Genomic DNA, 12,703 nt, shown 5'->3' on the forward strand with positions numbered 1-12,703 from the left:
ATTTGGAGGGTTTAACCGTGGCGAATTTACAGCTTGATAAACAAACCGCGAGCCGCCAGGAGAAAACGGACGCGAAGACGAAGCTCGGCCTGGCTGGAATTACATTATTGATCGCGCTCGGCGTTGTTGGCATTTGTATTATGTCGCCAGCGGTGCGCCGTCCTATTGATATATATCTTAGCAAATGGGTAGATCCCAACCGGTTATACGATCCTCATCGATCAGCAATCGATCAAGCGCTCATTGGCACGAACTATTCTGTGATGCATGTGCCCCAGGCGGGGATCGCTGTGGTCTTCTATATTTCAAAATCAGATGCGCATGTGTTATCCGATCCCACCACGCAATTTGTTGCGCCAAATCCGTTTCATATCAGCAGATCTGATTCTCCTTATGCAATCTCTCAATCCGGCATTATGAAGAACATTGCCAACCTTGAAGATTGTTATGCAATGAGTGTGCCGAAGCGTTCCGTCGCGGCTATTATTGGTGATATGGATATCATATCACCGGATGTGCTTAATCAAGTCCTAGCAGGTGTTGCTGCAAATCGCATTGGGCCGGAACAGACCGCCGGAAGTTACGCCATTTACGACCATGACCATGCGTTGATCCAACATCTCTATGCGTCGGGGGCCATTCAAGGCACATTGCAAACGCAAACGAACGATCAAACGCCAGGCATAACTTTTGGTGAGCAGAGCGATGACATTATCGTTCCTATCGATAAACGCCAGCAGATGGATGTTATGCTAGGCGAGAACATGAGAGTTGGTCAGCAAGGTCAGCAGCTGTAAATAGCGCTTCGCATCGCATATGGAGAACTGCTATGCTACTTATCCTTATCGTTGGCTTGATAGCTACTTTGGCGCTCTGGGGTTTAATTTACCGCCTTGCCGTCTATTGGCGTGATGCACATTCCGTGAAAGCAGGAATGAGCTTGACGACCGAGATGGAGATCATCGCGCCGCCGCCTCTAGCGGCCTTCCAACTTTTTCGACGCATGACGATAATTAGCGTCGTAATATTGATCCTGTGGAGCATGATAGCTTTCTGGCTCTCTCAAGAACAAAAAGATTCGTTTTTTATTATTTTCCTCAGACCATTTATCAATCCGCTAGCAAACGGCCTGATTGCTGTCGCGGTACGCATTGGTCTCTGGCTTGCGGTTGCATCCATCTGTATCTGCATTTGGCTTTGGATAGCGGTTCGGCGCACAGGCGGACGCCGTGTGGTCAAACACATGAAACACTTTGGCAAATCTGGCAAGAAACAGACAGTGGTTTTTACAGAACCCCAGGCCAATGCTTGGCCGCCGGATTTTGCCGATGCTTTGCCGCGCCCAAACGCTCATGTTGCTTGGCGCAATGGAAGGGAAATTGTCGTTGAGATTCCGCCTTTCGATCGTCCCCCAGTAAGTTATGGCGCTAGTGTAGAAGACGATATGCAAAACCTCCTTACCGGTCCGGAGGACAATCATGCCTGAAAACGAGTTTCTCAAAGCCCTACGCGAAAGCCCGGACAGCCCGTATTATAAGATTAAAGCGGAGCATCAGAATTATCTCTCACAGCAACGCCGCATTGCGGCTGAACGCCAGCAAGCACTCATCGCGGCGCAAAACGAAGCGCGCGCCCGTCAGCTAGAGGATGCCGCCGCCGCAGAAAAAAAACGTCAACGACACTTTCAGGAGCAACAGAACATGCTTGATGCTATTGAAGAAGCAAAACACCGGCGCTGGATGCATGAACCGAATACGCTTTTGCTTGGCACTGTGCGCGGGCATCCCCTGGAAGGTCTTCGCGTGCCTGTGCCGGACCATTTGCATGATCTCTACCATGACCGGAATCATCAGATTGAACTCCCCATATGGTTTCGGGGTGACGAAATGGGCCTTACGTTCGGCGCGACGGGTTCAGGGAAATTTACAGGCATTATCGCTGCAAATGCGATGTATTTTGACGGTGGCCTGTTTGTGGTCGATCCTAAAGGAGAAGTTTGCGCCGTTACCGGCAACGCGCGGCGCAAGAAATTCCAGAAGGTGTATCGCTTAGATCCGTTCGACGTGACAGAATTTGCGCCGGATGCTTATCAAGTGCCGCGCGCCAGCTTTAATCCGCTCGATGCGCTTAATTCCGAAGCCAAACATTTTGACAATGATGTGTGTGACCTTGTTGAAATCATTGTGACGCCGCACAAGGACGGCGGGGACGGACAGTTTTTTATCGATCAAGCAAAAACGCTATTGACAGCCTTGATCATGTTCGTATGCGCCAGCCCCCTTTTTGACGGCCAGCGCCATTTGGCTAAGGTCCATGAATTGTTGTGTGTCGATGCCGCGCATCTGATATGGCTATTAGAAGAAATGGCGCAAGCGCCGCAAGACGCCATCCGGCTCTGCGCCACAGCGCACCAGGGCATGACAGAAAAAACGCGGAGCGGTGTCTGGTCACAAGCGCAAAATGATATGAGCATTTTTAGCCGAGGGGCGATTAAAGAGAGTACAAGCCATTCGACATTTGATTTGGCCGAATTATTTGAGGGCAAAATCACCGTTTATCTTGTCCTGCCATCTAAACGCCTTGATAGCAATAATCGATGGCTGCGTCTGATTATGGCGACTTTTCTTATGGAAGCTGGAAATCGTAAAGAAAGAGGCGCGACAGCGGCTAATACTTTATGGCTCGTTGACGAAGCAAGGCAGCTTGGTGCTCTCAGCAGTATTCCACAGGCTTATCGCCTGCTGCGTAGTTATGGCATTCGCATGTGGACCTTCTGGCAGAGCTTGCAGGACTTGCAGCAGACGTACCCAGATGATTGGAGTTCAATGCTGGATAATTCCTTCGTGCAGCTGCTGAGTTGCAATAGCTTGGATACCGCAAAATATTTTTCGGAATTGGCTGGCGAATATCGGGAAGGACGCATATCAACCAGTGAAGCGCATGGTGTCAATTCTAGCGAAAATTCGAGCGTTACACATGGTAGTTCAGGATCAGGCGGGATATCCAGAGGGCCGCAAGGGACAACATCATCATGGAATTCAGGCGGTTCATCAAGCCGCACCACAGGCACCAGTCATGGCACAAGCTTTACAGAATCCACAACGCGTTCATGGCAATGGGATAAGCGTATTCGCATCGACGATATTCTCACAATGGCTTCTGATCGAATCTATCTACGATGCCCCCGCGAGCGCGCGGGTTTTGTGAATAAGCACATGTATTTTGACAATGCGTTTTTAGCGGCGTTAGCGAGTGGCAATCCCCTTTACGGTGGGCCAAGACCCAAACCGCTCTTCCCGCCCTTGTCGCTCGAACAGACGACGGAGGATGCTGACTAAAACGTTATCGCTCCAAAGAACGGCCAAGCTCGCGCACCTTCTCCTGTTCATGTTCTGGCGGCTGGGCTTGGCTTTCCTGCATTTTGCGCGCACAGAGTTCTTCCCAGCTTTCATGTTGGCGTGGCACGGCGGCATCTTGGCCGCCATGCCGCTGAATAAAGTCAAGCGGCGGGCGAAAGCCTGGTTTTGGTTCCAGCGGTGGGGGTTGTCCCGCCGTTTGCGCGGGCGTGATGGGAGGTGTATGTTCAATGACACGGCCATTTTGAAATTCGTTGGGCCGCGTCACGTTAGCGACGATCATTTCAGGATTAACGCGTGCTTCGGCGCGCCGTTCGTCGTCACGCAAGAATTCAACGCGCGGTTCTGAGTGGAACGGCTTAAACGCATAACGGTCTACACTCCCTGATAAGCGCTCTTTAGGATCGTTATTTGGCGTCGCGGGATGATCACGGGTGTAGTCTTGGCGAAACGCATCCACAGCAGCCTCAAAGTGATTTTCAAAAACCGCGCGCCGCTCATCGAAATACTGATTAATCTTGGTCTCTGCGGCAGATTTTAATTCAGTATTCGGGATCAGGCTGCCAATGGCCTCCAAAGCGCCTTCACGTTTGGTATCGAGTTCTCGGACAGCTTCTCCCCAATAGGCGACGGCAAATTCGTCAATCTCCCGTTCTGTCACCCTATCTTGGGATTCAACAGATTTAAAATATTGCGCAAGCTCTCCGTAATAGCGCGCAGTCATAGCATCCAAGGAAGTTTCCTCACCCCGGCAAACTTTCCCGCTACTACGGGAAATAAAAAATAATTAGGTCCCGCTCTTATTTGATAGCGGAGATGGTGCGCAACAAAGCCCCAAGTTCATATTTAAATCGCGTTTCCGTAATATAATGGCGGTCAAACCACTTTTTGCGCTGCGCTACCTTTTCATCTCCAAAGGGGCTACGCTCATATTTCTCATTCAGGATAAGGCAAAGACCTACATAATCAATATTGTATTTTTGAGCCAGTTCAACATCTGCCGCCGCATAGATTTGGCCGAAATTAAACTTCACGAAAATATTGCCCGCTTCATATTCTTGCGTCAGCCTAGCGCATTCTTGTTCAATATGCCGAAGCCAATCGCGGCGCGCTGCAATAAAGGCGTCACTACTCGGCTTTGGCGCTGGCGGCAAATCGGCAGTGAGTTCGGCGAATGATGGTAAGGCTTGAGAAAAGGTCATAGACGACATTCTAATACAATTTAGATCAATTTGCAAAAATTATCGTTCAAATTCTTGCGCCTGATTGTGTTCTGGCACGGGCGTCGCGGGCATCTCGCGCTGCTTTCTTGAGATCAACTCCTCCCAGGATTCGGGTTTAACAGTTTGACCGCTTAATAACGCTTTTTCGGATTGAGCTGGTGGCATAGGTTCCAAAGCAAGGTTTGGCGTGCGCCCTTTTGAAATATCTTGAACCGCTGCAATCAAGCTGCCGCGTAAATCTAAGATGGCTTGCTTAATTTCAACCGCTGCTTCCACTTGCGCGGTATTGACCTTAGCGGCGCGCTCACGCTCTGCGAAAATAGTATTTGAATTCGCACTGCGCGGTTCATTCATGTCAATTTCTTGCTGCGCGGCTTCAATAAGCCGTTCGCGTTCGTCCGTCAGTTTTAAGCTCCAGTCGATTAAAAATTGGTCCGTGACTTTTTGGACGGTGTTGGCATCAGCACCAGATGCCCGCTGCTGCACAACCTGTTCATTGACATCCACCACTTGGCGATTAAATTCTTGCCAGATATTTGTATATGCGCTCATTATGCATCAGTTTACCTCAAATGAATTTATTCTAGAGCTGAAGCAAGTTGCGGCTTTTTCAGCGCAATGCCTTCATTCTTAAACCTAAAGATCAAGGCTGAGCGTTTCATAATGTTCAGGGCTTCTTGTCTCACGTTGTTCAGCGCGTTGCGCGACATATTCTTCCCAGGATATAGCCGGTTGCGTCTCAGGCGGCGCGGTGATTAAACGATTGGCGTCCGTTGCGGTCAGATTTTTCGCTCGGCGCGGCACAAGTTGCGGCGCAGGCGCTTGCTGCGTGGCCGGGATTGTTTGTCCGGTCAGTTCAGCGGCATACGCCTGATGCGTAAGATGCTTAGCCCGTACTCGAACTGGCTCCTGTTGGTTACAGATATTTTCGGGCGTCAACGGAGAGGGCTGACAAATTGGCGGGTCGCGTCGCATTTTAACGCGGAACTCCGCCGTGCGCACTTCTTCCAGCAACCGCACGGGATCATAACGCTTTCCCGCATGCCATAGATTGAAATCACGGCGTTCGCCAGGCGTCAAATGCATCCCGTATGGTGCGAGCAACGCCTCAAACTGGCGTCCGGTCGTGCTAGCCTCCCATGCTGTTTTGACCATATCGCAAAGCGCGCTTCGGCTGATGCCACTTTCCTTTGCCATCTTATATTCAACAGAGCGCGTTTTTTGATTGCCATTACGCATGCGTTTCGGTGCGCTATCTAATTCACGTAGGCCAAATTCTCGTTCCATCTGCCGGGCAGTCGCGTGAAGTTGCCGCCGGTCATGGCTCATTTTGAGCAGCTTGCCTTGGTCGCGGTCGAGCCGGGAATAGACCACGTGCAGATGCGGCTCACCATCTAAGTAATGGGCAACGATCGCACGCGGTTGGTTGCTAAGGTGCAATTTGCTTTCCATGACTTCAAGGGTTTGCAGCCACTGTTCGTTTCGTAGCGTTTCGCCAGGCGCCAAGCGGATTTTCACATTATAAAGCGGCTTTTCGCCTTTAGTGATAGCAAGAGCTTCTTTTTCCCAGGCATTCAAAGTGGATTGCAAATCCTCCATTAGGCTGCCACGAATACCCAACACGATTATCTGCTGACGGTCGTTTTCCGTCAATAAATACACCGCGAGCTTCTTGCCGTTTTTGAGGCAGTTTGCCTTTATAATCATGCTTTAATTTTCCATCGCGGCGATCACCGCTTGCGCGGCGGTTATCAGCATCTTGCGGTCGTCCTGTGCTTGACGATAAACGTCAGCGTTACCGGCGATATTCGCTTGGTGCGCGATCTGATTGATGTTTGTGCCGATCCGGTTGAGAGCCACCAACGCCTGGCCGAGCGCAGCTATGTTGGGCGATTTGTTACGTGCCCGCTGTGGCGCTTTGGCTTTCACCAGGACGTGACGGATGTAAGCGGACAACTCCACTTGGGCGGCTTGGGCCAGCGTTTCCAGCTGGGCAAATTCTTCCGGTGTAAATCTCACGCCGACAAAGCGTGTGCGTTTTGGTTCTGTTTTCATTTTCCTCCGGGAGGGATTGAACGGGAGGGCGGAGCCCTCCCTTCACAAGTAAAGGCGAAGCCGGTGCCGTGTTTAACACGGCATTACTTGCCGGTCTTTCTAAAATCGACAAACCGATGCAGTTGAACGGGTAGCCATTCAAAGGCTTGGGCCATCCAACGGCGGTGTGTCGTACTGTGAAGATACTAGGGGCGGGAATTGAAGATCAATTGAAGCAAGCCGAAATACGCAGAAACGTGCCGACGGTGATTTGCGGCGCGTTTCTGGCACGAGGATGTAGCGGCTAACTTTGCTTTAGGTAACGCCGCGTGGTGGGGCGATAGCGTCGCCGCTGCCATCCGTTGTTCGCGGAGGTTTGTATTTCGTCTTGAAAGCTTGCATCAAGCATCGCGAGCGCGCGGGGGCGAAATCTGGGTGGCAGCGCCATGATATGCTCACGGGCAAATTTGAAGGCATTAATGACTGTTTCTTCCCAGTCTTGGTCTGTATCAGTATAACTATCTGTTTCCATGGTTAGCTCTCATAGCCGAAATAAAGGAGAAAATACACCCATAAGTTGAGTGATTTGAGGGACTAAGACGAATACGCAATATTCGTTCATTTTTCGACGCTTATAAGCACAAAGATTGCTGGATAGAACGTGAGACGACGGCTGTAACCTCTGGCTGCGGCGCGGCACCACGCAGATCATGCATAAAATCGACAGCGCGTTGGGCGTAACTCGCAGCGGCGAAAATTGCGCGCGTATCGCGCTTGAGGACTGTTAGCCAATTATCAATGTAAGCCGCATTCTCTGGCCTTGATTCTGAACTGAGGCCCAAATCCGCGCAAAGGAAGGCCGAACCCAGCTCGGCGATCAGCTCCTCGGCGGCGTAGCTTTCCGTGCCAAAGCGTGTTTTTAGTTCACGGTTCAGCCGCGAGGTATGGCCGGTCCAGTGCGTCACTTCATGCGTCAATGTGGAGTAGTAAGAGAACGGATCGACAAAGCAGTTAAAAGGCGGCATCTGGATATGATCCGTTGCCGGACGGTAAAAGGCGCGGTTGCCACCATGACGGATATCCGGGCCAAGCGCCTTGATGAAATGCTCGATCTCGGCGATGCGTTCATGGCCGGGGCGTGGCGGTTGTGTTACGGGCGGCTCATAGTTCGCTGTTTGGGCGATATTGAATAACGCGAAGGCGCGCGCCACCCAGCGGCTTTGTGGCGTGTCGGCATCCTCAGTGACATGATCGCTTTCTGACTTCCCTGTAGCATCAATGTCCAGAGGTTTCCAGAACACCGCACAGGCGCTTTTTTCGCCTTTGTTCACCTGATAGCCGAGATCGCTCCATTGTCTGTAGGTCGCCCATTTTGCTTCGGGATAGTGATGCGCCTGCGCTTCGGCAAGCAAGGCGACGATGTTCACGCCTCGATAAGCTTTCTGCGTCATGGCGTTGCGCGGGATAGCCAAAGCGATATCCGGTGCGTGCCAGGGCATCGTGCAAGTTTGTGCGCCTGCTTCAATGGCTTTGATGATTTGATCGGTTATGCGCGTATAAACGTCGGCACGGCTGATTGTTTCTTTTGGGCGTTGCGTCGCGGCATTGCGAGGATGGAGAGTGGGCATGGAAGATCCGTAAGCTAAATATGTTGAAGGAGGAAAGATGAGGGCGGCGCGCGCCGCCCCCGTTGGAGCTAGCTATTGGGTGTCTGAAGCTTCATCAGTTCTGCGATGGCGCAATCGGTAATTTCGCGCAGCCCCAGTAATTCCGCTAAGCGATAATTATTCGATGACTGCCATACACCGGCAGTATCACGGTAGCGCTGCTCGATGCTGACGGCGTGATCTACGCCGCCGTCAATTTGATTGACCCAGATCGTGGCTTGCGTGCGCCCGATTTTGTAGCGTTTGACGGCTTCGGATTTGACTTCGGCGGTTTGGGTTTCGGTTGTCATGATTTGTCTCCTTTGGTTAGGCTGGCTTCATTGCCCGCCTGTGAAATCGCCTCGACCTTGCGCGCCCCCCGGCGTCAATGCGCCAACACGGTTCCGCGCAGCGGAAGTGGTGCGGGCAGGCGCTTGACGTATTGAGGGGGGCGACCAAGGTAGATTTCACAATCACGGCGGCAATGAGGACAGCCGGGCAAAGCGGTGAGACTTGATCCTTGGCTTCTGCCCAACCCGCCGGGAGTTAATTCGAAAGCAGCAACAGGAAGGTAAGAGGACCACCATGCGCAGTGCTGGACGTGCAGAATGACAGCGGCGCAGGCTAGTCAGTACAGAGCGACGCGACCACGATACAAAAGGGATTGGCAAACGCATGAGCTTAACCTCGCGGGGGGCGACGGGTTGCCGCACGCGCCGAAATCCAGGCGCTAATCTCGCTGTCCATCCATCCCACGGCGCGCGCGCCAATGCTGACAGAAGACGGAAATTCGTTCTTGCGGATTAGTTCGTAGAGAGTGGAACGGCTGAGGCCGGTGCGCAGCAGGGTTTCGCGCAAGCGCAAAATGCGCTCACCTTTAAGATTAACTAACATAAAGGTTCCTCCGTTGGGTTGACGGAGAAACGCTATCAGGCTTGGCTAGCGCCGTGGCCGAATACGGTTAGCGGCGACCGAATTCGGTTTACTTGAATCCATTACATGATGAGCGCGGCCACATCATTTTCGAGGTGCGCAAAAAGGAACTTAATTGTAGAATAGAAATTATACGAAGTGATGTGGGATCTTATGAATTATCAAGAAGATGAAATAACAAAGCTACAGGCAATTGGAATGGCTTTGCTGTGTGTGCGAAACACGTGCATTGAGCATATCCATAGTGGAATCGAACCACAGTCCAAAACGGGCGATTATTCTGATGTGCATGTCGTCACGCCATATGGTGAGATCCCATGGAACAACGTTTCGCGTATCACGGATGATGAAATGCGTGAATGGATGAAAGAAGTCGTTAACAAGCTTTACACCTTTTTAATCCGTTCGAACGATATTGATTTTCTAGAGCGAATGACGATTTATAGTCAGCAGGCAACACATTTATGGGAAGATCCTAAAAATCTGACAAAGTGGTTTACCGGTAAATGGGATAACGGTTCTGAACAAGTGGACTAGAGTGCATCTGCCGTAAGACGGCTGGCCTCTTTCAGCTTATTGCGGATTGTGTCAAGGTCCAGCGCAATCCCCTGCCGGGCGAGGTCGTCATGTATTTCTTTGACGATAGATGATCTGCTGGCTTGCGGATCGTAGCCATAGCCGCCGGCAGCCATGCCGCCGATCAGCTTGAGAAATGTATCGCGTTCTCTGGGGACTATCGGCTTTTCCGCCGCCATGCGATCACGCTCCCCTGCCCCACGCTGATGAACAAGGTTTGCCAATTCCGCTGGGAAATCCACAGCATGGCTTCGCGCCCAAGCGATATAGCTTTCTGGCACAATACCTTTGCCAGCCCGCGCGATGACGCCAGTTTGTATTGCCCGCGTTACGAGTTCTTTTAATCGCACAAAAGCCACGCTGCTGAGCAGTGCGGCTTCAAAGAAAGGCGACGGTGAAATCGCGTCAATATCGACGGTGCTTCCGAGCGAAAGAGCAACGGCCTCGGTGACAGTCCACAGCGCCATTTTGGCCCAGAATGCGTAATCAGCAAGCGCATTCCCGCTCCTCGTTTTGGTGCGGCGCGAGGCGCGATGGCTTGGCGATTGTAGTGGCTGATGCTTGCTGTTCCGCAGATCGGCGTAGATCCGTTCTAACATCTCTGGTGATAGCGCCGTCAACTCCGCGTGATAGGCGGCGGCTTGCTTTTCCATCGTGCGCAACTCGTCTGATTTGCCAATCCAGTGTGCGTTTCGCAATAGCTCGCGCAAATCTGGAAACTTCTCGGCAACTAAAAACTCAACTCTACTCAATGCAATTGATCGAATCATAACGGGAGATGGTGTAGCACAACTTTAAATTGATTCGACAGGCATAAACTATTTTAAATTTGTAGGTGCGAAAACAGCCAGAACATGAGCGTATAAAAGCGAGTATATAATTATGAAATCTCAATTACGAAACGGCTGATTTCCAAGCACAAATGCTTACTGTTAGAAATCCTCCGTCTCCGCCATTTACCTATTTGAGATGATCCGAAGTCATCCAATAATTATAATTAAAACAATAACTTATTTATAAAATGCATCCTTCTTAGTGCGACACAGTGTTGGTAAAGCCGGTACAAATAGGTATAGAAATAGGTATAGAATTATGCTAATTTGTCATTGGGATTTGCGCCATGGCACTTACAGAATTAGCTCTCAAAAACCTAAAACCGAAGTCCAAGCCCTATAGGGTGCCGGACGGCGGCAATCTTAGTATTGAAGTCTCGCCTGCTGGCGGCAAGCATTGGCGATGGCGCTATGTGTTTGCGGGCAAACCGGATATTCTGTCTTTGGGTAAATACCCTGCTGTCTCACTTGCCGAGGCGCGCAAGCGGTGCGACGAAGTGCGAGAAATTCTCAAAAGCGGCAAGCATCCAGGGCGCGAAAGACGGGCGGAGAAGCAACGGCAGATCGCTGCCGCCGACGACAACTTTGCGTCATTTGCGCGCGACTGGCTCAAAACCAAGCACCGCGCCGAAAGCAAAAAATATCGGCAACAATGCCTAAAACGGATGCAAGATCACGTGTTCCCAAGGATTGGCAATCTATCCATACCAGAAATAACCGCCCCAATGATTGTGAGGGTAATTGAAGCAATCGGTGCCGCTGGAACGATTGAAACGGCCAAGCGCATGGGACAGCTACTCAAACAAATTTTTCGTTACGGCGTTCAGCGTGGCCTTTGCTCGACTAATCCTGCGGCGGATCTTCAAGACGTTCTGCCACGCCCTAAGAAAAAACATCATGCCTGCATTCATCCTCGCGACATGACAGAGCTTTTGCAGGCTATGGCGGCCTACAAGGGCGAAAAGATCACTGTTCATGCCATGCATTTGATGGCTCTAACATTTGTCCGTACCAGTGAGCTGATTGCAGCCAGATGGGATGAGGTCGATTGGGAAAAGCGGCAATGGGATATCCCTAAAGAACGCATGAAAATGAAACGCCCGCATGTCGTGCCGCTATGCGATCAATCTATCGCTACCTTGACTGCACTGCGTGATCTGACTGGCGATAAATCGCACATATTTTTTAGTGCGGCCAGCAAGTCAAAACATTTGAGTAATGGGGTAATTTTGATGGCGTTGGATCGCATGGGCTATCACGGCCTGATGACTGGCCATGGTTTTCGCAGCCTTGCTTCAACCATTTTGAACGAAAATGGCTTTAACCGTGATGTAGTCGAACGACAACTAGCCCATGAAGATGAGGACGAAGTACGATCAGCTTATAACCGTGCGGAATATTTGGCCGAGCGCGTAAAAATGATGCAATGGTGGGGCGATCATCTTGATGAAATGCGCGCAAAAATTATAGAACCAAGAAAGAAGAAAGTCGCCAATTTATCACCCGAACGCCAACGGGCGAACGAGATGACTAATGGTGTAAAATCTCGCCTAAGGGTTGGCACAGCACGTTTAGCTTAACGCCGAGCAACGTAAGCGGCTGTTGTCTGGTGGATTTCGGCTACATGTCCCACTTTACACGCTGATGAAGTACGCAATTTATGGAAAAACACAGAGAACAGGAATTGCCGTCAGTTGGGTCATATTAAATAATTATGTTACTAATATCGTTTAAACGCCAACTGAATTGTTTGTTTGACAAGTTTGTATTGACAATATATATAGGCCAGATGGCACTTAAAAGTCTCCCTGGGTATAAAAAATATAACCGAGCGGATTATAGAACTGCGATTGAATTTTTTATAAAGGATGTGTATGCCTGCAAAGCTACATTCTCGGTCGTAGGATATGAAAGATGGCGTAAAAAAAATCCAAATACGCCATCTTCCTATCAGCTCGTTCGTCAATACCCAAAAGTAACCCCACTTTCTACGCCAGGAACTGTTTTATCGGCAATAGTATGGGAGTATATGAAGGCCAACCCCATTAAATGGAAGGCATAGCAGTTACACTTATGAAATTATTTGCTCTAGTGATACTATT

General features: G+C 50.5%; 15 protein-coding genes. 5 read left to right on the forward strand and 10 right to left on the reverse strand.

Annotated features, from left to right (window positions below; all coding sequences use genetic code 11):
* Window positions 1–17: 17 nt before the first annotated feature.
* From D5261_RS23320 to D5261_RS23330, 3 genes are read left to right on the forward strand one after another with little or no spacing between them, the layout of a single operon-like run.
* Window positions 18–797, forward strand: a complete 780-nt coding sequence (locus D5261_RS23320) for a hypothetical protein (protein ID WP_119324610.1) — start codon at window positions 18–20, stop codon at window positions 795–797.
* A gap of 32 nt (window positions 798–829) precedes the next feature.
* Window positions 830–1,486, forward strand: a complete 657-nt coding sequence (locus D5261_RS23325) for a hypothetical protein (protein WP_119324609.1) — start codon at window positions 830–832, stop codon at window positions 1,484–1,486.
* Window positions 1,479–3,338, forward strand: coding sequence for a type IV secretory system conjugative DNA transfer family protein (locus tag D5261_RS23330; RefSeq protein WP_119324608.1), 1,860 nt, complete (start codon window positions 1,479–1,481; stop codon window positions 3,336–3,338). Before D5261_RS23325 ends, D5261_RS23330 begins: the two co-directional genes overlap by 8 nt.
* 4 nt (window positions 3,339–3,342) lie before the next feature.
* Here the strand turns inward: D5261_RS23330 and D5261_RS23335 are convergent, their stop codons facing one another.
* The 9 genes from D5261_RS23335 to D5261_RS23375 all read right to left on the reverse strand — a co-directional run bounded on the left by D5261_RS23335 (window position 3,343) and on the right by D5261_RS23375 (window position 9,153).
* Complete coding sequence (locus D5261_RS23335; RefSeq protein ID WP_125206325.1) at window positions 3,343–4,089, reverse strand: hypothetical protein; 747 nt, start codon at window positions 4,087–4,089, stop codon at window positions 3,343–3,345.
* Between the two features lie 67 nt (window positions 4,090–4,156).
* Entirely contained in the window at window positions 4,157–4,558 is a 402-nt protein-coding gene (locus tag D5261_RS23340) for a hypothetical protein (RefSeq protein ID WP_125206324.1), read from the reverse strand.
* Window positions 4,559–4,597: 39 nt separating this feature from the next.
* Complete coding sequence (locus D5261_RS23345) at window positions 4,598–5,131, reverse strand: hypothetical protein (RefSeq protein WP_119324605.1); 534 nt, start codon at window positions 5,129–5,131, stop codon at window positions 4,598–4,600.
* Window positions 5,132–5,215: 84 nt separating this feature from the next.
* Window positions 5,216–6,286 (reverse strand): relaxase/mobilization nuclease domain-containing protein, encoded by a 1,071-nt coding sequence (locus D5261_RS23350; RefSeq protein WP_119324604.1) that lies wholly within the window; start codon window positions 6,284–6,286, stop codon window positions 5,216–5,218.
* Window positions 6,287–6,289: 3 nt separating this feature from the next.
* Window positions 6,290–6,634 (reverse strand): plasmid mobilization protein, encoded by a 345-nt coding sequence (locus D5261_RS23355; RefSeq protein WP_119324603.1) that lies wholly within the window; start codon window positions 6,632–6,634, stop codon window positions 6,290–6,292.
* A 283-nt stretch (window positions 6,635–6,917) separates the two neighbouring features.
* Window positions 6,918–7,145 carry a hypothetical protein gene (locus D5261_RS23360; protein ID WP_125206323.1) on the reverse strand — a complete coding sequence of 76 codons (228 nt, stop codon included), beginning with the start codon at window positions 7,143–7,145 and terminating at the stop codon, window positions 6,918–6,920.
* A gap of 100 nt (window positions 7,146–7,245) precedes the next feature.
* On the reverse strand, window positions 7,246–8,241 hold the full coding sequence (locus tag D5261_RS23365; protein WP_119324602.1) for an ArdC family protein: 996 nt from the start codon (window positions 8,239–8,241) through the stop codon (window positions 7,246–7,248).
* A gap of 68 nt (window positions 8,242–8,309) precedes the next feature.
* The gene (locus D5261_RS23370) at window positions 8,310–8,570 is read right to left on the reverse strand and encodes a hypothetical protein (RefSeq protein ID WP_119324601.1); all 261 of its coding nucleotides are present in this window, start codon (window positions 8,568–8,570) and stop codon (window positions 8,310–8,312) included.
* A gap of 370 nt (window positions 8,571–8,940) precedes the next feature.
* The gene (locus D5261_RS23375; RefSeq protein WP_119324600.1) at window positions 8,941–9,153 is read right to left on the reverse strand and encodes an AlpA family phage regulatory protein; all 213 of its coding nucleotides are present in this window, start codon (window positions 9,151–9,153) and stop codon (window positions 8,941–8,943) included.
* Between the two features lie 192 nt (window positions 9,154–9,345).
* On the opposite strand from D5261_RS23375, the gene D5261_RS23380 reads away from it, so the two are divergent.
* Window positions 9,346–9,729 (forward strand): hypothetical protein, encoded by a 384-nt coding sequence (locus tag D5261_RS23380; RefSeq protein WP_125206322.1) that lies wholly within the window; start codon window positions 9,346–9,348, stop codon window positions 9,727–9,729.
* Here the strand turns inward: D5261_RS23380 and D5261_RS23385 are convergent.
* Window positions 9,726–10,478, reverse strand: coding sequence for a hypothetical protein (locus D5261_RS23385; RefSeq protein ID WP_119324598.1), 753 nt, complete (start codon window positions 10,476–10,478; stop codon window positions 9,726–9,728). The genes D5261_RS23380 and D5261_RS23385 overlap by 4 nt on opposite strands.
* Before the next feature lie 410 nt (window positions 10,479–10,888).
* Here D5261_RS23385 and D5261_RS23390 point away from each other — a divergent pair, with 410 nt between their 5' ends.
* Entirely contained in the window at window positions 10,889–12,181 is a 1,293-nt protein-coding gene (locus D5261_RS23390) for a tyrosine-type recombinase/integrase (RefSeq protein ID WP_119324597.1), read from the forward strand.
* The last annotated feature ends 522 nt before the right edge of the window (window positions 12,182–12,703 follow it).

It is taken from the genome of Capsulimonas corticalis, assembly GCF_003574315.2.
GTDB classification, from domain to species: domain Bacteria; phylum Armatimonadota; class Armatimonadia; order Armatimonadales; family Capsulimonadaceae; genus Capsulimonas; species Capsulimonas corticalis.